This is a genomic window from Streptomyces sp. NPDC107454 (assembly GCF_055582885.1).
Genome location: NZ_JBVJPA010000020.1, coordinates 69,738 through 90,527 on the forward strand (window position 1 = coordinate 69,738; position 20,790 = coordinate 90,527).

General features: G+C 71.6%; 17 protein-coding genes. 14 read left to right on the forward strand and 3 right to left on the reverse strand.

Going from position 1 to position 20,790, the window contains the following annotated elements; all coding sequences use genetic code 11:
• The first annotated feature begins 48 nt into the window (after positions 1-48).
• Complete coding sequence (gene alc, locus ACZ69M_RS40660) at positions 49-1,164, forward strand: allantoicase (RefSeq protein ID WP_470058040.1); 1,116 nt, start codon at positions 49-51, stop codon at positions 1,162-1,164.
• Positions 1,165-1,210: 46 nt separating this feature from the next.
• Here the strand turns inward: alc and ACZ69M_RS40665 are convergent, their stop codons facing one another.
• Entirely contained in the window at positions 1,211-2,218 is a 1,008-nt protein-coding gene (locus tag ACZ69M_RS40665) for a magnesium transporter CorA family protein (protein ID WP_470058042.1), read from the reverse strand.
• Between the two features lie 198 nt (positions 2,219-2,416).
• Between ACZ69M_RS40665 and ACZ69M_RS40670 the strand changes: the two genes are divergently transcribed.
• Both ACZ69M_RS40670 and ACZ69M_RS40675 read left to right on the forward strand, forming a co-directional pair.
• A complete protein-coding gene (locus ACZ69M_RS40670; RefSeq protein ID WP_352044552.1) occupies positions 2,417-2,809 on the forward strand; it encodes a guanyl-specific ribonuclease in 393 nt (130 codons plus the stop codon).
• A gap of 221 nt (positions 2,810-3,030) precedes the next feature.
• On the forward strand, positions 3,031-4,293 hold the full coding sequence (locus tag ACZ69M_RS40675) for a sensor histidine kinase (protein ID WP_470058044.1): 1,263 nt from the start codon (positions 3,031-3,033) through the stop codon (positions 4,291-4,293).
• Positions 4,294-4,474: 181 nt separating this feature from the next.
• On the opposite strand, the gene ACZ69M_RS40680 is transcribed toward ACZ69M_RS40675, so the two are convergent.
• Positions 4,475-5,503 carry an aldo/keto reductase gene (locus ACZ69M_RS40680; protein ID WP_470058046.1) on the reverse strand — a complete coding sequence of 343 codons (1,029 nt, stop codon included), beginning with the start codon at positions 5,501-5,503 and terminating at the stop codon, positions 4,475-4,477.
• A gap of 114 nt (positions 5,504-5,617) precedes the next feature.
• On the opposite strand from ACZ69M_RS40680, the gene ACZ69M_RS40685 reads away from it, so the two are divergent.
• Both ACZ69M_RS40685 and ACZ69M_RS40690 read left to right on the forward strand, forming a co-directional pair.
• On the forward strand, positions 5,618-6,292 hold the full coding sequence (locus ACZ69M_RS40685; RefSeq protein WP_470058048.1) for a response regulator: 675 nt from the start codon (positions 5,618-5,620) through the stop codon (positions 6,290-6,292).
• Positions 6,293-6,333: 41 nt separating this feature from the next.
• Positions 6,334-7,506 (forward strand): cytochrome P450 family protein, encoded by a 1,173-nt coding sequence (locus tag ACZ69M_RS40690; protein ID WP_470058050.1) that lies wholly within the window; start codon positions 6,334-6,336, stop codon positions 7,504-7,506.
• A 77-nt stretch (positions 7,507-7,583) separates the two neighbouring features.
• Here ACZ69M_RS40690 and ACZ69M_RS40695 read toward each other — a convergent pair whose 3' ends face one another.
• The gene (locus tag ACZ69M_RS40695) at positions 7,584-8,594 is read right to left on the reverse strand and encodes a Gfo/Idh/MocA family protein (RefSeq protein WP_060898450.1); all 1,011 of its coding nucleotides are present in this window, start codon (positions 8,592-8,594) and stop codon (positions 7,584-7,586) included.
• 128 nt (positions 8,595-8,722) lie between these two features.
• Between ACZ69M_RS40695 and ACZ69M_RS40700 the strand changes: the two genes are divergently transcribed.
• The 9 genes from ACZ69M_RS40700 to ACZ69M_RS40740 all read left to right on the forward strand — a co-directional run bounded on the left by ACZ69M_RS40700 (position 8,723) and on the right by ACZ69M_RS40740 (position 20,738).
• Positions 8,723-9,460: a GntR family transcriptional regulator gene (locus tag ACZ69M_RS40700; RefSeq protein ID WP_470058211.1), complete on the forward strand. Its 738-nt coding sequence runs from the start codon at positions 8,723-8,725 to the stop codon at positions 9,458-9,460.
• A 149-nt stretch (positions 9,461-9,609) separates the two neighbouring features.
• A complete protein-coding gene (locus ACZ69M_RS40705) occupies positions 9,610-10,602 on the forward strand; it encodes a sugar ABC transporter substrate-binding protein (protein WP_470058052.1) in 993 nt (330 codons plus the stop codon).
• 140 nt (positions 10,603-10,742) lie between these two features.
• Positions 10,743-11,747 carry a sugar ABC transporter substrate-binding protein gene (locus ACZ69M_RS40710; protein ID WP_095851797.1) on the forward strand — a complete coding sequence of 335 codons (1,005 nt, stop codon included), beginning with the start codon at positions 10,743-10,745 and terminating at the stop codon, positions 11,745-11,747.
• Positions 11,744-12,805 (forward strand): ABC transporter permease, encoded by a 1,062-nt coding sequence (locus ACZ69M_RS40715; RefSeq protein ID WP_470058054.1) that lies wholly within the window; start codon positions 11,744-11,746, stop codon positions 12,803-12,805. Before ACZ69M_RS40710 ends, ACZ69M_RS40715 begins: the two co-directional genes overlap by 4 nt.
• The gene (locus ACZ69M_RS40720; RefSeq protein ID WP_470058055.1) at positions 12,802-13,689 is read left to right on the forward strand and encodes an ATP-binding cassette domain-containing protein; all 888 of its coding nucleotides are present in this window, start codon (positions 12,802-12,804) and stop codon (positions 13,687-13,689) included. The genes ACZ69M_RS40715 and ACZ69M_RS40720 overlap by 4 nt, the downstream gene beginning before the upstream one ends.
• 150 nt (positions 13,690-13,839) lie before the next feature.
• A complete protein-coding gene (locus ACZ69M_RS40725; RefSeq protein ID WP_075032911.1) occupies positions 13,840-14,985 on the forward strand; it encodes an ROK family glucokinase in 1,146 nt (381 codons plus the stop codon).
• Positions 14,982-15,563 carry a sugar kinase gene (locus tag ACZ69M_RS40730; protein ID WP_470058058.1) on the forward strand — a complete coding sequence of 194 codons (582 nt, stop codon included), beginning with the start codon at positions 14,982-14,984 and terminating at the stop codon, positions 15,561-15,563. Before ACZ69M_RS40725 ends, ACZ69M_RS40730 begins: the two co-directional genes overlap by 4 nt.
• Positions 15,564-15,669: 106 nt before the next feature.
• A complete protein-coding gene (locus ACZ69M_RS40735) occupies positions 15,670-18,528 on the forward strand; it encodes a DEAD/DEAH box helicase (RefSeq protein ID WP_470058213.1) in 2,859 nt (952 codons plus the stop codon).
• Positions 18,525-20,738, forward strand: a complete 2,214-nt coding sequence (locus ACZ69M_RS40740; protein ID WP_470058059.1) for an SWIM zinc finger family protein — start codon at positions 18,525-18,527, stop codon at positions 20,736-20,738. Before ACZ69M_RS40735 ends, ACZ69M_RS40740 begins: the two co-directional genes overlap by 4 nt.
• Positions 20,739-20,790 lie beyond the last annotated feature (52 nt).

Here is a 20,790-nt window from a genome sequence, read left to right on the forward strand (position 1 = left end):
GCACCCGCCCCCCGCAGCGGCCGACCTCGAAAGGCAGACCTGATCAACGTGACGGCGATTCCTCACTTCACCGGCGACGCGAACCCCTATGGAGGCGGCGACCCGTACGCGGACCACCGCACCGCCGACTTCCCCTTCACCCAGTACGCCAACCTCGCCGACCGGCAGCTCGGCGCCGGGGTCATCGCCGCCAGCGACGAGTTCTTCGCCCAGCGCGAGAACCTCCTGCTGCCGGGGCGCGCCGAGTTCGATCCCGAGCACTTCGGGCACAAGGGCAAGGTCATGGACGGCTGGGAGACGCGACGGCGCCGCGGCGCCTCGGCCGAGCACCCGTGGCCGACGGCCGAGGACCACGACTGGGCGCTCGTCCGGCTCGGCGCACCCGGTGTCGTACGCGGAGTGGTGGTCGACACGGCCCACTTCCGCGGCAACTACCCCCAGGCGGTGTCGGTCGAGGGCGCCTCGGTGCCCGGCTCCCCGTCGCCGGAGGAACTCCTCGCGGACGACGTGAAGTGGACGACGCTCGTACCGCGCACGGCGGTCGGCGGCCACGCCGCCAACGGCTTCGCCGTCGCCGTCGAGCAGCGCTTCACCCACCTCCGCGTCAACCAGCACCCCGACGGCGGCATCGCCCGACTGCGCGTCCACGGCGAGGTCGTGGCCGACCCGGAGTGGCTCTCCGCGCTCGGCACCTTCGACGTTCTCGCCCTGGAGAGCGGCGGCCGGGTCGAGGACGCCTCCAACCTCTTCTACTCGCCCGCCACGAACACCATCCAGCCGGGACGCTCCCGCAAGATGGACGACGGCTGGGAGACCCGCCGCCGCCGTGACCAGGGCAACGACTGGATCCGCTACCAGCTGGTCGCCCAGTCCGAGATCCGTGCCCTGGAGATCGACACGGCGTACCTGAAGGGCAACAGCGCCGGCTGGGCGTCGGTGTCGGTGAAGGACGGCGACGACGGCGACTGGACGGAGATCCTCCCCCGTACCCGCCTCCAGCCCGACACCAACCACCGCTTCGTCCTCGCCGCGCCCGTGACCGGGACCCACGCGCGCGTGGACATCTTCCCCGACGGAGGCATCTCCCGCCTGCGTCTGTTCGGTTCCCTCACGGAGGAGGGCGCCACGGCCCTGACGGCCAGGTACCAGGAGCTCGGCGGCTGAGGCCGCGCTGCGTGCCGCTGCCGCGCGGGGCCCCGGCGGGTTGCGATCAGGACTGGCCGTCGGCGGCGTCACGGGTTCGGCTGTCGCGCAGCTGCCGCCAGTGCGTGCGGTACAGCACGTAGTACAGAGCGACGAGCACGGCACCCACCTGCAGACCCAGGCCGAACTCCAGGAAGGAGTCCTCGCTCATCAGCCGGTTGGTGAGGTAGGCGAAGTTCATGCCGAAGAAGCCGGTCAGGAACGACAGCGGCAAGAAGATCATCGAGACGATCGTGAGTCTGTTGATCACGACGTTCTGCTGATCGGCGACGAGCGACGCATAGCTGGCCGCGGCCCGCCGGGCCGCGTCCCGCAGCGCCTCGATCTCCACGAGGACCAGCTGCACGGTGTGCTCGTGCAGCCGGTTCATCGCCTGCCGCTCCTCGGAGAGGTGGTGCCCCGCCATCCTGCGGCGCACCAGGATCTCCTGGGCGACCGCGGCGTACGGCAGGAACGCGCGATGCAGACGGGCCGCACGCCGTCGCAGCTGGGCCAGCCGTTGGACATGCTCCGGCTGCCGCCGCTCGAACATCGCCTCCTCCAGGTCCTCGACCTCCAGATGGGCCTGCGTGACGGCCCGGCGAAAGGTCTCCAGGACCCCTTGCAGAAACAGGAACAGCGTCGTCACCACGTCGGGGGGCAGGTCCTGCGGCACCTGGTCGAGGAAGGCCTCGATCAGTTCGACGGGCCCGTGATGCACCGTGATGAAGCGGCGCTGGTCGGCAAGGACATGGATATGGGTGACGTCGTCTCCGCTGACCGCCGGAACGACGCCGATGGCAGTCTTGTCGTGGTACTCGGCCCGGACGTGCTCGTCCGCTCTGCCGAGCCACTCGCGGGCCGCGTCGTCCAGTCCGAGCCGACGGGAGAGCGGCTCCTCGTCGGGCGGGGGTTCGTCTCCCAGGTCGATGTCCACGATCACGAAGCCGGTCGTCGCCGCGAGGTGCTCCCGGGCCTGTGCCAGACCGGTGCGAGCGACGACGCCCTCCGGCATCGACACCACCGAAACGATCATCGCCCCTCACCGTGGATGGCGTCGTGTGCACACTGCACCGTCCCTCGGCACACTACCGCCGAAGGTCCCGCGAGCGGCTGACCGCGCACGGCGTCGTGTCGGGTTTCGTTAACTCCCGGAAAATTCATCGGACTTGGCGGGAGAAATCCTCTGCCTTGACATTGACATGCCAGGGTCTACGCGCGTCATCCTAGAGTCATGAGATTCCCCCCACGAATCACTCGTATCGGCGCCCTGGTCGCCTTCATGTCCGCGCTGCTCATCGGCGGCACCACCGTGGTCCCCGCCAACGCGGCGGCCACCGCCGTGGGCAGCATCTGCTACAGCAGGCTGCCGTCGCAGGCGTACGACACGCTGGACCTGATCGCGTCCGGCGGTCCCTTCCCGTACTCGCAGGACGGGGCCGTCTTCCAGAACCGGGAGGGTGTCCTGCCCTCCCAGTCCACCGGGTACTACCACGAGTACACCGTCATCACGCCGGGCTCCTCGACGCGTGGCGCCAAGCGCATCGTGACCGGCAAGAAGACGCAGGAGGACTACTACACCTCGGACCACTACGTCACGTTCAAGCTGATCAACTTCGGCTGCTGAGCCGAGGGTTGCGCGTACGACTGGTCTGACCGCTTCACTCGGTCCGACTGCTTCACCTGGTCCGACTGCTCTTGCCGCTTTGCGGAAGATCCTCGCCCCGCGGTTCCCCCCACGTTCATGGGCCGCGGGGTGAGGTACGTCCGGACGAAAGTATGCGGCGCCGCTACTTTGGTCGACGATCGCCCCGCGGGGGAGGTGCCCGCGCGGCGGGCCTCGTAGATTTGTCGACCGTGAGTGGTGACAATCCGGTGCCGACGGCACCCGTTCTGGCCGGGCGGCGCTGGCTGCTGCCGTCGGCCGTGGTCGCGGAGCTCGACCCCGAGCGGACGGGGCGGGGTGGATGGCCCCGGCGTACCGCGCGTGACTGGGTGGTCGACTTCGGCTGCTTTCTGCTGGCCGTCCTCATCGGGGCGATGGCCGCGCACACGCTGACCCGCGACCCGGAAACCCCGCACGCCCTCGCCGTCGTCGACCAGTGGATCGGCGGACTCGCCTGCCTCGCCGTGTGGTCGCGCCGTCGGTGGCCGCTGGGGCTGGCCGTGGCGATGATCCCCGTCGGACTGCTCTCGAACACCGCGGGTGGCGCGGGCCTGGTCGCCCTCTTCACGCTCGCCGTGCACCGGCCCCTCAAATACGTGGGCTGGGTCGCCGGTCTCCAGCTCGCCCTGCTTCCGGTCTACTTCTGGCTGCGCCCCGATCCCGATCTTTCCTACGCCGCCGCCATCGCCGTCACCGCGCTGCTGACCCTGTCGGTCGTCGGCTGGGGCATGTTCGTACGGTCCAAGCGGCAGCTCATGCTGAGTCTGCGGGACCGGGCACGGCGGGCCGAGACGGAGGCCGCGCTGCGGGCCGAGCAGGCGCAGCGGCTGGCGCGTGAGGCGATCGCGCGCGAGATGCACGATGTGCTCGCGCACCGGCTGACGCTGTTGAGCGTGCACGCGGGGGCGTTGGAGTTCCGTCCGGACGCGCCTCGCGAGGAGGTCGCGCGGGCCGCCGGGGTGATCCGGGAGAGCGCGCGCGAGGCCTTGCAGGATCTGCGGGAGATCATCGGGGTGCTGCGGGCGGGTGACTCCGACGACGCGGGGCGGCCGCAGCCGACGCTCGGCGCGTTGGACGCGCTGGTCTCCGAGTCGCGTGAGGCGGGGATGAAGGTGGCCCTCGATCTGCGGGTCGCCGATGCCGCGGCGGTGCCCGCCTCTGTCGGGCGGACGGTGTATCGCATCGCCCAGGAAGGGCTGACGAACGCTCGTAAGCACGCTCCGGGGGCCGAGGTCACGGTGGGTGTCTCGGGGGCCCCGGGTGACGGGGTGAGTGTGTCCGTGCGCAACCCCGCTCCTCCGGGGGAGGTGCCGCATGTGCCGGGTTCCGGGCAGGGGCTGATCGGGCTGACCGAGCGGGCCACTCTGGCCGGGGGGCGTCTGGAGCACGGGTCCGACGGGGGTGGGGGCTTCTTGGTGCGGGCGTGGCTGCCGTGGGGTGGGTGAGCGTGGGGTGCGCCTGCGCCTGCGGGTGTGTGGTGGGTCGGGGCCGTGGCGGTGCGTCGAGCCCGTCGCCGCTGGATCAGACGTGGGCCGGGCAAGGGAGCCGCTGCTCGATCCGGACGTGAGCGACGGACTTGCGACGTACCGCCACGGCCCCTTGCGTCGCCTCGCGGCTGCGGGTGTGTCAGGGATTGCGGGGGATCACTCGGTGGCCCGCGGTGCCGTACACCCAGCTCGATGTCTCGTTGATGAAGTCCGTGGGGAAGCCGGTGCGGAAGGCCGTGGCCTCCTCCAGGTTGGTCAGTATGTGGTCGGGGAGGGTGAGTTCGCCCGCGCCCAGGTTGTCGGTGAGCTGGGTGACGTGGCGGGCGCCGATGATGGGGTGGACGGTGGGGGAGTGGGCCATGGTCCAGGCGATGGCCACCTGGGCGGGGGAGGCGCCGAGCTCGTCGGCCGCCGACCGGACCGCTTCGGCCACCGTCCGTTCGAGTTCCCCGATCGCCTCGGGGGAGAGGCGGGTCGCCGTGCCGGGGGCCACGCCGCCCGGACGTGTGTACTTGCCCGACAGGATGCCGTTGTGCAGCGGGCTCCACGCGGCCACCGACATGCCGAGGGTCTCCGCCATGGGGAGGAGCTCGCGCTCCGCGTCGCGGCTGAGCAGGCTGTAGGGCACCTGGAGTGCGGCGAAGGGAGACCAACCCCGCCACTCGGCAAGGGTGTTGGCCCGCGAGACCACCCAGGCGGGCGCGTCCGAGATACCCACGTACAGGACCTTGCCGGACCGTACGGCGTCGTCCAGGGCGCGCATGGTCTCCTCGACCGGTGTGTTCCGGTCCCAGATGTGCACCCAGTAGACGTCGATGTAGTCCGTGTCGAGGCGCCGCAGGCTCGTCTCCAGGGAGAGGGCGAGGTTCTTACGGTGGTTCCCGGCGGCGTTCGGGTCGGTGCCGTCACGGGAGACGGTGTACTTGGTGGAGAGGACGAAACGGTCGCGTCGGCCTCTGAGTAACTCCCCCACGATCTCCTCGCTGGCGCCGCCGCGGTAGTTGACGGCCGTGTCCACCACGTTGCCGCCCGCCTCCGCGTACGTGTCGAGGATCCGCGCGCACTCCTCCTTCGGCGCTCCCACCCCGCCCTGCTCCCCGAACGTCATGGCACCGAGGAACAGCTCCGAGACGCGCAGGCCGGTCCTGCCCAAGAGCCGATAGCGCACTGAACTCCTCACTCCCGGGAGAGACCCCGTCGAGACTGTCGTGGCGGCCGACGGTAGTCGTTCGTCGCGGTCGAGGCGTGAGGAATGCCCCGGCGGGCACCTACGGTAGGCACCATGAATGCGATCCGGCTGCTTCTCGTCGACGACGATCCACTGGTCAGGGCCGGCCTGTCCTTCATGATGGGCGGCGCCGACGACATCGAGATCGTCGGCGAGGCCGCGGACGGCGGCGAGGTCGAGGCGCTCGTCGACCGCACCCGCCCGGACGTCGTCCTGATGGACATCCGGATGCCGGTGATCGACGGACTCACGGCCACCGAACGGCTGCGGGGACGCGAGAACGCGCCGCAGGTCGTGGTCCTCACCACGTTTCACGCCGACGACCAGGTGCTGCGGGCGCTGCGCGCGGGTGCGGCCGGGTTCGTCCTCAAGGACACGCCGCCTGTGCAGATCCTCGACGCGGTACGCCGGGTCGCGGCCGGTGATCCCGTGCTCTCGCCCGCCGTCACCCGCCAGTTGATGGAGCACGCGGCCGGTGGGGCGCCGGGTGGGCGGCGTACCGGCGCCCGGGACCGGATCGGCGCGCTCAACGACCGTGAACGCGAGGTCGCCGTGGCCGTCGGCCGGGGCTCCTCCAACGCCGAGATCGCCGCCGGGCTGTACATGAGCGTCGCCACCGTCAAGACCCATGTTTCACGCATCCTCGCCAAGCTCGGCCTCAACAACCGGGTGCAGATCGCCCTGTTGACGTACGACGCGGGACTTCTGGAGGCAGACGACGGGCACTGAGCGTGGGGCCCGCGCGTTGGAAGGACAACGGGAGGGGGACCATGATCGATCTGGGGGAGTACGGAGCGGGGTTCACGAGGGACCCGTATCCGGTGTACGCGGCGCTGCGCGAGCGCGGCCCCGTCCACTGGGTGCGGACACCGCGGCCGGGCGCGTACGAGGGCTGGCTCGTCGTCGGGTACGAGGAGGCGCGGGCCGCTCTCGCCGACCCGAGGCTCTCCAAGGACACGAGGAGAGGGGGGTGGAGTTCACTCGAAGAAGAGCTGATGGGCCGGTATGTGCTGATCGCCGACCCGCCGGAGCACACCCGGCTGCGCTCCCTCGTCACGGGCGCGTTCACCATGCGGAGGGTGGAGGCGCTGCGCCCGCGCGTCCAGCAGATCACCGACGAACTGCTGGACGAGATGCTTCCGAAGGGGGGCGCCGACCTCGTCGAGTCGTTCGCCTATCCGCTGCCGATCACCGTCATCTGCGAGCTGCTGGGCGTCCCGGACATCGACCGGGTGGCGTTCCGCGCGATGTCGAACGAGATCGTGACGCCGACCGACGGGGATTCCGAGCTGGCCGCCGTCCGGCAGCTGGCCGCCTACCTCGATGAGCTCATCGAGGACAAGCGGTGCACGGCCCCCGGCGACGACCTGCTCAGCGACCTCATCCGCACCCGGGCCGAGGACGGCGACCGGCTCTCCCGTGACGAGTTGCGCGGGATGGCGTTCATCCTGCTGGTCGCGGGCCACGAGACCACGGTCAACCTGATCACGAACGGTGTGCACGCCCTGCTCACCCACCCCGGCCAGCTCGCCGCGCTGCGGGCCGACATGACGCTCCTCGACGGCGCGGTGGAGGAGGTGCTGCGCTTCGAGGGACCGGTCGAGACGGCGACGTACCGCTATGCGGCGGAGCCGTTGGAGATCGGTGGCAGGGCCATCGCGGCGGGTGACCCGGTGATGATCGGGCTCGACGCCGCGAACCGTGACGCGGCGCGCTGCCCGGATCCTGACCGTTTCGACATCCACCGCGCCCCGCAGGGCCATCTCTCCTTCGGGCACGGCATCCACTACTGCCTGGGTGCGCCGCTGGCCCGTCTCGAAGCCCGGGTCGCGCTGCGCTCCCTGCTGGAGAGATGCCCGGATCTCGCGCTGGACGGGCCCCCTGGTGACTGGCTCTCGGGCATGCTGATGCGCGGTCTGCGCAGTCTGCCCGTGCGCTGGTGAGTGGTCGTGCGCGGGGGTGAGTGAAGGGGGACGGTGGTGCGGCGGCCTCGGGTGGGGAGCGGCACCGACGCGTCCGCTCAGTCCCGTCTGCCGGGGATCTCCGCCAGATACACCGGGCGTCTCTCCAGCCGCGACAGCTCGCAGGCCTCGGCGATGCGCAGTGCGTGCAGGGCCTCCTGCCCGTCGCAGGGGTTGGCGCGTTCGCCGCGCACGACGTCGACGAAGGCGGCGAGCTCGGCCTCGTAGGCAGGGCCGAAGCGCTCCAGGAAACCGGTCCACGGCTTGTCGGCGGCCGGCGGTCCGGCCGGTTCGGTGGAGGCGATCGGCGTACGGTCGTCCAGGCCGACGCCGATCTGGTCCAGCTCGCCGGCCAGCTCCATGCGCACGTCGTAGCCCGCGCCGTTCAGCCGGGTCGCGGTCGCCGTGGCGAGCGTGCCGTCGTCCAGGGTGAGGACGGCGGCGGCCGTGTCGATGTCATGCGCCTCACGGAACATCGAGGGCCCGGCGTCGGAGCCCATCGCGTACACCTCGACGACCTCGCGGCCGGTGATCCAGCGCAGCATGTCAAAGTCATGGACGAGGCAGTCGCGGTACATGCCACCGGAGATCGGGAGGTACGCGGCCGGGGGAGGCGACTGGTCGGAGGTCATCGCGCGGATCGTGTGCAGCCGTCCGAGCCGCCCCGAGCGCACCGCCTCGCGCGCGGTCGCGTAGCCGGTGTCGAAGCGGCGCTGGAAGCCCAGCTGCAGGACCGTGCCGGCCGCGTCGACCTCGGCGAGCGCGGACAGCGTGCCCGGCAGGTCGACGGCGATGGGCTTCTCGCAGAACACCGGGAGCCCCATGCGCGCTGCCCTGCCGATCAGTTCGCCGTGCGCCGAGGTGGCCGCCGTGATCACCACGGCGTCCACACCCCAGGTGAAGATCTCGTCCACGCTGGGCGCCGCCGTGGCGCCCAGCCGGTCCGCGACCGCATGTGCCCTCACCGAGTCCGCGTCCGTGACGATGAGGGAACCGACCTCGCGGTGGCGGTTGAGAACGGTCGCGTGAAATGTGCCGATACGACCCGTTCCGATCAGTCCGATGCGCATGGGAACAAAGTGAGGGCCCACCAGGCACGCTGTCAATGCTTTGTCCGGACAATCGAACTACACAACTTCCCGTCAACATCTCCCGGAGCTACGCTCGGCCCGTGCCGAAACCAGATGAGGAACCGACCGTGTCGCTCCAGCTCAGCGTCGACCGCAGCAGCCCGGTCCCGCTGTACTTCCAGCTGTCCCAACAGCTGGAGGCGGCGATCGAGCACGGGACCCTGACCCCGGGCAGCCTGCTCGGCAACGAGATCGAGCTCGCGGGGCGGCTCGGGCTGTCCCGTCCCACGGTCCGCCAGGCCATCCAGTCCCTCGTCGACAAGGGTCTGCTGGTGCGCCGCCGCGGTGTCGGCACCCAGGTCGTGCACAGCCAGGTCAAGCGGCCCCTGGAGCTCAGCAGTCTGTACGACGACCTGGAGGCGGCCGGGCAGCGTCCCGCGACCCGGGTGCTCGTCAACACCGTCGTACCGGCGTCCGCCGAGGTCGCGGCCGCTCTGGGCGTGGCCGAGGGCAGCGACGTACACCGGGTGGAGCGGCTGCGGCTCGCCCACGGTGAGCCGATGGCGTACCTCTGCAACTATCTGCCCCCCGAACTGCTGGAGCTGGACAGTGAGCAGATGGAGGCCACCGGCCTGTACCGGCTGATGCGGGCCGCGGGCATCACCCTGCACAGCGCCCGCCAGTCCGTCGGGGCCCGCGCGGCCACCGCGGAGGAGGGGGAGCGGCTCGGTGAGCCCGCCGGGGCACCGCTGCTCACCATGCAGCGCACCACCTTCGACGACACCGGACGCGCGGTGGAGTTCGGCAGCCACACGTACCGTGCCTCGCGCTACTCCTTCGAATTCCAGCTCCTCGTACGGCCGTGAAGCAGTCGTGAAGGGGTGGTGAATCGGCTCCAGTGAGGCCGAATTTGAATCGTAAGAATGTTCTAAAAAGTCCATTGACTGGTGTGCGGGCGCAAAGCTAGAACTCCCCTCAGCCGCAAAGGTGCGGCGGAAAAGAGGGTGTTCCGACCATGCGTACAGCCCGAACGGCAGCGGCGGTGATCGCCGTGATCGCGCTCGCGGCCGGCTGCAGCAACTCCGGTGGCAAGGACTCCGAGAACAAGGCGAGCGCCGGCGGGAGCGGCGGGAAGGCCGCGAGTACGCCCCGTCTGAAGATCGCGATGGTGACGCACTCCGGCGAGGGCGACACCTTCTGGGACATCGTGCAGAGCGGCGCCAAGCAGGCGGCGAGCAAGGACAACGTCGACTTCCTGTACTCGAACGACAAGGAAGCGGGCGGCCAGGCCCAGCTCGTCCAGGCCGCCATCGACAAGAAGGTCGACGGGATCGTCGTCACCCTGGCCAAGCCCGACGCCATGAAGGATGTCCTCGCCAAGGCCGAGCAGGCGGGCATCCCGGTCGTCACGATCAACTCCGGTGCCGAGTTCTCCAAGCGGTTCGGGGCGCTCGCGCACTTCGGACAGGACGAGTCGGTCGCCGGTGAGGCCGTCGGCGAGGAGCTGAACAACCGGGGCCTGAAGAAGGCCGTCTGCGTCATCCACGAGCAGGGCAACGTCTCGCTGGAGCAGCGCTGCGCGGGCGTGAGGAAGACCTTCAAGGGCACGCTCGAGAACCTCGACGTCGACGGCACCAACGCCCCCGCCACCCAGTCCTCCATCGAGGCGAAGCTCCAGGCCACCAAGGGTATCGACGCCCTCGTCACCCTGGGCGCCCCGATCGCCGCCGTCGCGGTGAAGGCCAAGGCCGACGCGGGCAGCAAGGCGGAGATAGACACCTTCGACCTGAACGCCGAGGTGGTCAAGCGCCTCCAGGCCAAGGAGGTCGGCTTCGCGGTCGACCAGCAGCCCTACCTCCAGGGGTACGAGGCCATCGACATGCTGTGGCTCTACGAGACCAACGGCGACATCCTCGGCGGCGGCAAGACGGTCCTGACCGGCCCGGCCATCATCACCGAGAAGGACGCCTCGACCCTCGAGAAGTACACCGCGCGCGGGACCCGCTGATGGGGTGCACGATCCCAGTGTTCGATACTTGGGCGTTTGGGGCCGGCGAGATGCCGGCCCCCGGGGCCTGCGGAACGGCCCGCCGGGCCGCTTCGCGGGCCCCGGCGCACCAAAGAACACAGCAAGAAGGGCACGGCCTCGTGGCACGGACTCGGACCTGGGTAAGCATCGCGCTCGCAGGGGCGCTGGGGGTGTCCCTCGCGGGATGCAGCAGCACCGGCGGGAAGCGGGCCGAGGACGCCCGTAAGGCGGCCGCGGCCCAGGGCAGGGCCGCGGTGAACACGCCCAAGTGGACCTTCGCGATGATCACCCATTCGGGCGATGGCGACACGTTCTGGGACATCGTGCAGAACGGCGCCAAGCAGGCCGCGGTCAAGGACAACATCAACTTCCTGTACTCGCACAACGCCGAGGCGCAGCAGCAGGCGCAGCTCGTCGACGCCGCCGTGGACAAGCAGGTCGACGGCATCATCGTCACGCTGGCCAAGCCGGACGCGATGAAGGCGGCCGTCGCGCGCGCCGAGAAGGCCGGCATTCCCGTGATCACGGTGAACTCCGGCTCCGAGCAGTCCAAGGCGTTCGGCGCGCTCGCCCACATCGGGCAGGACGAGACGATCGCCGGCGAGGCGGTCGGCGAGGAGCTGAACAAGCGGGGCCGCAAGAAGGCCCTGTGCATCCTGCACGAGCAGGGCAACGTCGGCCACGAGCAGCGCTGTGCGGGTGTGAAGAACACCTTCCACGGCACCGTGCAGAACCTCTACGTCCAGGGCACCAGCATGCCCGACGTGCAGTCCTCCATCGGCGCCAAGCTGCAGGCCGACAAGTCCATCGACACGGTCGTCACGCTCGGCGCCCCGTACGCGGACACCGCGGTGAAGGCGAAGGCCGACGCGGGCAGCAAGGCGGAGATCGACACCTTCGACCTGAACGCGAAGGTGGCCGCGGAGCTCAAGGACGGCACACTCGGCTTCGCGGTCGACCAGCAGCCCTACCTCCAGGGGTACGAGGCCGTGGACCTGCTGTGGCTCTACAAGTACAACGCCGATGTCCTCGGCGGCGGCAAGCCGGTCCTCACCGGCCCGCAGATCATCACCAAGGATCAGGCCGCCGCGCTCGAGGAGTACACCAAGCGGGGGACCCGATGAGCGCCACTGCGCCCGCACCCGCGCCGTCGCCCGACACCAAGGCCGACGAGCGCCTCCTGAAGACCTCGCCCCTGCGCAGACTCATGGGCCGGCCCGAGCTCGGCTCCGTGGTCGGAGCGATCGCGGTCTTCCTCTTCTTCGCGATCTTCGCCGACAGCTTCGTACGCGCCGCGAGTCTCAGCACGGTGCTGTACGCCTCCTCGACGATCGGCATCATGGCCGTACCGGTCGCGCTGCTGATGATCGGCGGCGAGTTCGACCTCTCCGCGGGCGTCATGGTGACCAGTTCCGCGCTGATCTCCTCGATGTTCAGCTATCAGATGACCGCGAACGTCTGGGTCGGCGTTCTCGTCTCGCTGGTCGTCACGCTGGCGATCGGCGTCTTCAACGGCGTCATGCTGACCCGCACGGACCCCCCGAGCTTCATCATCACGCTCGGCACCTTCCTGATGCTGACCGGCATGAACCTCGGCTTCACCAAGCTGATCAGCGGCACGGTGTCCACGAAGTCGATCTCCGACATGCAGGGCTTCTCCTCGGCCAGGGACGTCTTCGCCTCGACGTTCACCATCGGCGGCGTCGACTTCAAGATCACCATCCTGTGGTGGCTGGCCCTGGTCGTCGTCGCCACCTGGATCCTGCTGCGCACCCGCTTCGGCAACTGGATCTACGCCGTCGGCGGTGGCGAGGACGCGGCCCGCGCGGTCGGCGTCCCGGTCAACAAGACGAAGATCGGCCTCTACATGGGTGTCGCCTTCGGCGCCTGGATCTCCGGGCAGCACCTGCTGTTCTCGTTCGACGTCGTGCAGTCCGGCGAGGGCGTCGGCAACGAGCTGATCTACATCATCGCGGCCGTCATCGGCGGCTGTCTGATCACCGGTGGCTACGGCTCCGCGGTCGGCGCGGCGGTCGGCGCGCTGATCTTCGGCATGGTGAGCAAGGGCATCGTGTTCGCCGAGTGGAACCCGGACTGGTTCAAGTTCTTCCTGGGAGTGATGCTGCTCCTGGCGACCCTGCTCAACCACTGGGTCCGCAAGCGCGCGGAGGCGACGGCATGACGACGGACGGCGACGGCGTGACGACGAACGGTGACGGTGTGGCGACGGGCGGCGACGGTCTGACGACGGGCGCGGGAAAGGCGACCGGCGCGGCCGCCACGGAACGCACGGCGCTCGTCGAACTCGACGACGTCAGCAAGTACTACGGCAACATCCGCGCCCTCGAAGGCGTCTCGCTGGTGGTGCACGCGGGCGAGATCTCGTGTGTGCTCGGCGACAACGGCGCGGGCAAGTCCACGCTGATCAAGATCATCGCGGGCCTGCACCAGCACGACGCGGGCACCCTGAGCATCGAGGGCGAGGAGACCCGGCTCACCTCCCCGCGCGAGGCCCTGGACCGGGGCATCGCCACCGTCTACCAGGACCTCGCCGTGGTCCCGCTGATGCCGGTGTGGCGGAACTTCTTCCTCGGCTCCGAGCTGTCGACGGGCACCGGTCCCTTCAAGCGCATGGACGTCGACCGCATGCGCAGGACCACCCACGCGGAGCTGCTGCGCATGGGCATCGACCTGCGTGACGTCGACCAGCCCATCGGCACCCTCTCCGGCGGTGAGCGCCAGTGCGTGGCGATCGCCCGCGCCGTCCACTTCGGCGCCAAGGTCCTCGTCCTCGACGAGCCCACCGCCGCGCTCGGTGTGAAGCAGTCCGGCGTGGTCCTCAAGTACGTGGCCGCCGCGCGGGACGCCGGCCTCGGCGTGGTCCTCATCACGCACAACCCGCACCACGCGTACCTGGTGGGCGACCGTTTCGTCCTCCTGAAGCGCGGCGCCATGTTCGGCAGCCACACCCGCGACGAGATCACCCTCGACGAGCTGACCCGCCAGATGGCGGGCGGCAGCGAGCTGGACGACCTCCGGCACGAGCTGGAGCGGAGCGCCTCTTAAGGGGTGCGGGGAACTGTGCGACCCGTCACACAAGTCCTGCGGCTCACAGGCGGCCCAAGGCTCTCCAGGGCGCTCCGGCGGAGCGGCCTGGAGCGCTCAGGGGGGACTCCGCCATGCGCCCCCCTGGCTCGGTGAGGCAGAATCGGCCCGATGAGCACCTACCGCGACCTCGCACACCGCGGCTCCGCGCGGGCCACTGTCCTGCGGACCGTAGGGACGCGTGAGCGCCGTTCCCACCTGACGGCTCCCCGCGTCCCCACCGTCGGTATCGACATCGGCGGCACGAAGGTGATGGCGGGCGTCGTCGACGCCGACGGCAACATCCTGGAGAAGCTCCGCGCCGAGACGCCGGACAAGTCCAAGAGCCCCAAGGTCGTCGAGGACACCATCGTGGAGCTGGTCCTGGACCTCTCGGACCGGCACGACGTGCACGCCGTGGGCATCGGTGCGGCCGGCTGGGTCGACGCCGAGCGCAACCGCGTCCTCTTCGCCCCCCACCTGTCCTGGCGCAACGAGCCGCTGCGCGACCGCCTCGCCGGGCGGCTCGCCGTCCCGGTCCTGGTCGACAACGACGCCAACGCCGCCGCCTGGGCGGAGTGGCGGTTCGGCGCGGGGCGCGGCGAGGACAACCTCGTCATGATCACGCTCGGCACCGGCATCGGCGGCGCGCTGCTGGAGGACGGCCAGGTCAAGCGCGGCAAGTTCGGCGTCGCGGGCGAGTTCGGTCACATGCAGGTGGTCCCCGGCGGCCACCGCTGCCCGTGCGGCAACCGCGGCTGCTGGGAGCAGTACAGCTCGGGCAACGCGCTGGTCCGCGAGGCCCGCGAACTCGCCGCCGCGGACTCCCCGGTCGCGTACGGGATCATCGAGCACGTCAAGGGCAACATCGGCGACATCACCGGCCCGATGATCACCGAGCTCGCCCGTGAGGGCGACGCCATGTGCATCGAGCTGCTCCAGGACATCGGCCAGTGGCTCGGCGTCGGCATCGCCAACCTGGCGGCGGCCCTGGACCCCTCCTGCTTCGTCATCGGCGGCGGCGTCAGCGCGGCCGACGACCTCCTCATCGGCCCCGCGCGTGACGCCTTCCGCCGCCACCTGACCGGCCGCGGCTACCGTCCAGAGGCCCGTATCGCCCGCGCCCAGCTCGGCCCCGAGGCCGGTATGGTCGGCGCCGCCGACCTCGCCCGCCTCGTCGCCCGCCGCTTCCGCCGCGCCAAGCGCCGCCGTGTGGAGCGCTACGAGCGGTACGAGCGCTACTCCGAGTCGCGCCGTACGACCCAGGGGACGCTGTGACGGCCTCGCTGCCGCGCCAGGCCTCACCTCCGGACGAGCCCCGGCGCCCGCCGGAGGACCCGCGCCACAAGTTCCGCCGCCGCGCCCTGACGCTGCTGATCATCGTGCTGCTCATCGGCGTCCCGGCCGGCTACCTGGTGATCTCCGCCAACCAGAGCCGCGACAGCGGCAAGCAGAAGGAGGAGAAGTACTCGGCGACCGGCCTCACCGTGGGCTGGCCCTCGCGCGTCCAGCGCCGCCTCTACCAGGTGCCGATCCCGCTGAACGCCGTCGCCGTCGCCTCCTACGAGACGAACAACTGGAAGACCAGCCGCTTCTACGTACAGTTCGCCACCAACGGCACGGGCCTGGAGCAGTTCCTCTCGGAGATCGGCACCAGCCGGGACACACTGCGCAAGAACAACATCACCGTCGGTACCCGTGACCAGAAGATCGTCGGCTGGAAGTTCACGGGCCCCGGCTCGTGGTGGGGCCTCGCCCACGAACAGAAGGACCCGGCGCCCACCCAGGACATCGTCGTGAACTGGCCTCAGCCCGGGCGCGCCATGGTCTACGTCGTCTCCCGCACGATCCCCTGAGCCGCCCCGGCCCCGCGCCGGGGCCACCGTCGGGACCGATTGTCAGAGCCCGCCCGTAGAGTCGAAGACGACTGATTCGACCGAGGGGCGGGAGGTGACCGGACGTATGGGCGACGAGGCCGTGCAGACCGATACGCGTGTGCCGGTGCGGCTTGCCGCCGTCTTCCTGCCCGCACCCGTGCCCCGCCAGGGGCGCGTCGCCTTCTGGGACCCGGACGGCGGGCCGCTGCCCTCCGTCGGCGGTGCCGGGAGCGTGTCGCCCGCCGAGAACACGTCGTCCGCCGAGCCGACCGAGCTGACGGTGGTACGACCGCACGGCTCGGGAGCCCGCCGCGGCACCGTCCCCGCGCTGACCCTGCCGATCGCCGGGGCCCTCCCGCTGCTCGTCGGCGCCCGCCACGACCGCGCCGCGCATCCGGCCACGACCTGCTGGGGCGCGGCCGCGCTGCACGCGCTGCGGCTCGTCGCTCGGGGCCGGTTGCTGCCCGGGCTCACCCCCGAGGGCCACGACGCCTGGCGCGCCGGCCCACTGGACCCGGACGACATCGCCCATCTGCGGGCCGTGGCCGCCGCTCTCCCGTACGAAGGGCATGCCGTCCCGCTCCCCGGCAAGGGCCCCCTCCGGCTGCCCGACCCGGAAGCGCTGATGCGCTCCTTCCTGGACGCGGTCGCCGACACCCTGCCGCGCACCCCCGCCGCTCCCCACACCGCAGGAAAACCTTTCGCGGCCGGAGAGCCGCAGCGGCTGCCCGGAGCCCACGACTGGGCCGCCGAGGTCGCCGCGGGCATGGACGCGGGCGTACGGATCTCGCTCCGCCTGGACCTGTCGGCGTACCAGCTCTTCGACGACGGCGAGGGCGCGCACCGCGCGGGCGCCGCCGTCGTCCAGGTGCACAGCCTCGCCGACCCCACCCTCGTCGTCGACACCGCGGCCCTGTGGGCGGGCGACGCCGACACGGCCTTCGGCCCCCGCGCACGCGTGGACGCGGCACTCGCCGTGCGCCGCGCCGCCCGCGTCTGGCCGCCCCTGGACCGCCTGTCCGAACAGGACGTGCCCGACGTCCTCGCACTCTCCGAAGAGGAGCTCTCCGACCTGCTCGGCATCGCCGCGACCCGCCTCGGCGCGGCCGGCGTCGCCGTCCACTGGCCCCGCGACCTCGCCCACGACCTCAGCGCCGCCGCGGTGGTGCGTCCCGCGCCAGGCTCGGCCACGGACGGCACCGGATTCTTCGAGAGCGAGGAACTGCTCCAGTTCCGCTGGCAGCTGGCCCTCGGCGGCGACCCGCTCACCGAGGCCGAGATGGACGCCCTCGCCGAGGCCCACCGCCCGGTCGTGCGGCTGCGCGACCAGTGGGTCCTCGTCGACCCCGCCCTCGTCCGCAAGGCCCGCAAGCGCGAGCTGGGCCTGCTCGACCCGGTCGACGCCCTGTCCGTGGCGCTCACCGGCACCGCGGAGGTCGACGGCGAGACGGTCGAGGCGGTGCCGGTCGGCGCCCTCGCCACGCTGCGCGACCGTCTGACGGCCGGTATCACCCCGGTGGAGCCTCCCCCGGGTCTCCAGGCCCGGCTGCGGGACTACCAGCTGCGGGGCCTCGCCTGGCTCGACCTCATGACCTCGCTCGGCCTCGGTGGCTGCCTGGCCGACGACATGGGCCTCGGCAAGACCATCACCGTCATCGCCCTGCACCTGCGCCGGGACCGCGGCGAACCCACCCTGGTCGTCTGCCCGGCATCCCTCATGGGCAACTGGCAGCGGGAGATCAACCGCTTCGCGCCCGGCGTCCCGGTCCGTCGCTTCCACGGCCCCGACCGCACCCTGGAGGACCTCGACGGCGGTTTCGTCCTCACCACCTACGGCACGATGCGCTCGGCCGCGCCCCGGCTCGCCCAGCAGACGTGGGGCATGGTCGTCGCCGACGAGGCCCAGCACGTCAAGAACCCCTACTCGGCGACGGCGAAGGCCCTACGGACGATTCCGTCCCCCGCGCGCGTGGCCCTCACCGGCACCCCCGTGGAGAACAACCTCTCCGAGCTGTGGGCCCTGCTGGACTGGACGACGCCCGGCCTGCTCGGACCCCTCAAGTCCTTCCGCGCCCGCCACGCGCGCGCCGTGGAGAACGGCGAGGACGAGGAGGCGATCGCCCGCCTGGCCCGGCTGATCCGCCCCTTCCTGCTCCGTCGTAAGAAGTCCGACCCCGGGATCGTCCCCGAGCTCCCGCCCAAGACGGAGACGGACCACCCGGTCCCCCTCACCCGCGAGCAGGCATCCCTCTACGAGGCCGTGGTCCGCGAGTCGATGCTCGCCATCGAGACGACCGACGGCATCGCCCGCCGCGGCCTGGTCCTGAAGCTCCTCACCTCGCTCAAGCAGATCTGCAACCACCCGGCGCTGTTCCTGAAGGAGGACGCCCGGGCGGCCGCCCTCGGACCCTCCGCCCGCTCCGGCAAGCTCGCCCTGCTCGACGAGCTGCTGGACACACTGCTCGCCGAGGACGGCTCGGCGCTGGTCTTCACCCAGTACGTGGGGATGGCCCGGCTGATCACCGCCCACCTGGCCGCGCGCGCCGTCCCGGTGGAGCTCCTGCACGGCGGCACCCCGGTCGCCGAACGCGAGCACATGGTGGACCGCTTCCAGAGCGGGGCCACCCCGATCCTGGTGCTGTCCCTCAAGGCCGCGGGCACCGGCCTGAACCTCACCCGGGCGGGCCACGTCGTCCACTTCGACCGCTGGTGGAACCCGGCCGTCGAGGAGCAGGCCACCGACCGCGCCTACCGCATCGGCCAGACCCAGCCCGTCCAGGTCCACCGCCTCATCACCGAGGGCACGGTCGAGGACCGCATCGCCGAGATGCTCGAAGCGAAGCGGGCGCTCGCCGACGCCATCCTGGGCTCCGGAGAGGCCTCCCTGACCGAACTGACCGACCGCGAGCTGTCGGACCTGGTGTCACTGCGGAGGTCGTCGTGAGCGGCGCCGAGGAGGAGACACGACCGGTGACCGGGGGCGTGGACGTGCCGGACGCCGAGCCGTCCGCTCCCGGGGCCGGGCCGCGCCCCGCTGACGTGGCGCGTCGCGCGCTGCGGGCCGCGCGGGAGCGCGACACCCGGGGTGCGGCGGCAGGGGACGAGCCGGGTTCGCGGTCCGACGGCGTGACCTCCCCGGCGGCCCGACCGGGCGACGCGGCCAGGCAGGCCCTGCGCCGGGCCGCCACGAGGGGGAGCGATCCGCATCCGGACCCGAGTGCGGGTGCGGATGCGGGTGCGGGTGCCGACACCGTCCCGGATCCGGACCCCGACGCAGGCGCCGGACCCGGCCCGGTACGGCCCTCCGCCCGCGCGAAGACGGCGGACGCCCCGTCCGCCGACGTGCCCGTAGCCGGCACACGTCCTGGTGACATCGCCCGCGAGGCACTGCGCGCGGCGCGCACGGAAGCCCGACAGGCGCGGACGGCGGCGGAGACCAAGGGAGCCGGAGGCGCCCACCGGTCGGCAGACCGTGCGGCGGCCAGTGCGCGGGCCCGGCGCGACCGACGGGACCACGACCCGGGAGGCCGGGTCCGGGACGTACGAGAGGTGCTCGCGGAGGCCTTCGAGCTGCCCGGCGCCGCAGCGCCCCGCGACACAACCACCACCGGCCGTCCGGCGCACCCCGACACGGACACCGAGACAGACGTAGCCACCAACACCAACATCGGCACCACCACCGAGACCGCCCCCGACGCCAACAGCGACGCCAAGACCGATACCAAGACCGACGCCAACAGCGACGCCAAGACCGACACCAAGACCGACGCCGAAACCGACGCCGAGAAGGTGCGCCGCAGGTCGGCGCGCCCGGCGCAGCCGATGCTCCCGGCGCAGCCCCGGCTCAGCGAGCCGAGCACGCTCCCGTCGGCCGCCGCCGCGCCGCGCTCCATGGCGTCCCCGCGCCGCGACGGCGAGCTGCGCCGCACGTTCGAAGCGCTCCCCGCCCGCACCTCGCACGCGGACACCTTCGCGGAGACCTGGTGGGGCAACGCCTGGGTGAGCGCCCTCGAAGAGGGCGCCCTGGACGCGGCGCGGCTGGCGCGCGGACGGGCGTACGCCGACCAGGGGCACGTCGACGCCATCACGGTCACACCGGGACTCCTGCTGGCCTATGTCCACGGGAGCCGCCCGCGGCCGTACCGCGTCCAGGTCCGACTGCGGACGCTGGACGACGGCGACTGGGACCGTTTCCTCGACGCGGCGGCCGAGCGCCCCGGGCACATCGCGGCGCTCCTCGACAAGGAGATGCCGAAGTCGCTCGCGGACTGCGGAGCCGACCTGCTCCCCGGCCCCGGCGACCTCGCACCCCAGTGCAGCTGCCCCGACTACGGCCACCCCTGCAAACACGCCGCCGCCCTCTGCTACCAGACGGCACGTCTGCTCGACGAGGACCCCTTCGTACTGCTTCTGCTGCGTGGCAGGGGCGAGCGCGAGCTGCTGGACGCGCTGTCCCGCCGCAACGCCACCCGTGCGGCCCGCTCCGCCCAGGAGCAGCAGTCGGCGCCGCTGCCCGGTGTACGGGCCCGTGACGCCCTCGCGCGCCGGTCGCTGCCGTCCCTCCCGGCGCCGCTGCCCGCCCCCGCGCACCCCGAGCAGCCGCCGGCCTACCCGGGCGCGCCGGGCGGCCCCGACCCGTTCGCGCTGGACCAGCTCGCCACGGACGCGGCCGCCCGCGCGCACGCGCTGCTCACCACGGGCCGCGACCCGGTCGCGGAGCTGACGCTGTGGCAGGACGCGGTACGGCTCGCCGCCGCCCGCCCCGGTTCCGGCCTCACCGCCGCGACCCGCGCTCTCTACTCCTCGCTGGCCTCCGCCGCCGGCCGCACCCCCGCCGACCTGGCCCGCGCGGTCGCCGCGTGGCGGCAGGGCGGGCTCGAAGGGCTCACCGTCCTCGAAGAGCCCTGGGACCCGCCCGCGGGCCGTTTCGACCGCGCCCGCCCCCTCCTCCTCGCCGCCGACCTTCCCGCCTTCCGCCCCTGGCGCAACCACCTCACCCACCCCCGCGGCCATGCCCAGCTCCGCCTGGGCCACGACGGCCTCTGGTACGCCTACGAATCGGAACCGGGCCACGAGGACTGGTGGCCCCGGGGCACCCCCGACCTCGACCCGGTCGGCGCCCTGACCGGCCTCGGCGCACCGGACGAGCTCTGACCCATGGCATTGACCGCCGGGCGTCCGCACGTCGTGGAAATTGCTCCGGATG

Bases quoted from the DNA above. Each gene is read 5' to 3' on its own strand.
- ACZ69M_RS40665 (WP_470058042.1), bottom strand. From the start codon at position 2,218: ATGATCGTTTCGGTGGTGTCGATGCCGGAGGGCGTCGTCGCTCGCACC.
- ACZ69M_RS40670 (WP_352044552.1), top strand. From the start codon at position 2,417: ATGAGATTCCCCCCACGAATCACTCGTATCGGCGCCCTGGTCGCCTTC.
- ACZ69M_RS40685 (WP_470058048.1), top strand. From the start codon at position 5,618: ATGAATGCGATCCGGCTGCTTCTCGTCGACGACGATCCACTGGTCAGG.
- ACZ69M_RS40690 (WP_470058050.1), top strand. From the start codon at position 6,334: ATGATCGATCTGGGGGAGTACGGAGCGGGGTTCACGAGGGACCCGTAT.
- ACZ69M_RS40695 (WP_060898450.1), bottom strand. From the start codon at position 8,594: ATGCGCATCGGACTGATCGGAACGGGTCGTATCGGCACATTTCACGCG.
- ACZ69M_RS40705 (WP_470058052.1), top strand. From the start codon at position 9,610: ATGCGTACAGCCCGAACGGCAGCGGCGGTGATCGCCGTGATCGCGCTC.
- ACZ69M_RS40715 (WP_470058054.1), top strand. From the start codon at position 11,744: ATGAGCGCCACTGCGCCCGCACCCGCGCCGTCGCCCGACACCAAGGCC.
- ACZ69M_RS40720 (WP_470058055.1), top strand. From the start codon at position 12,802: ATGACGACGGACGGCGACGGCGTGACGACGAACGGTGACGGTGTGGCG.
- ACZ69M_RS40725 (WP_075032911.1), top strand. From the start codon at position 13,840: ATGAGCACCTACCGCGACCTCGCACACCGCGGCTCCGCGCGGGCCACT.
- ACZ69M_RS40735 (WP_470058213.1), top strand. From the start codon at position 15,670: ATGGGCGACGAGGCCGTGCAGACCGATACGCGTGTGCCGGTGCGGCTT.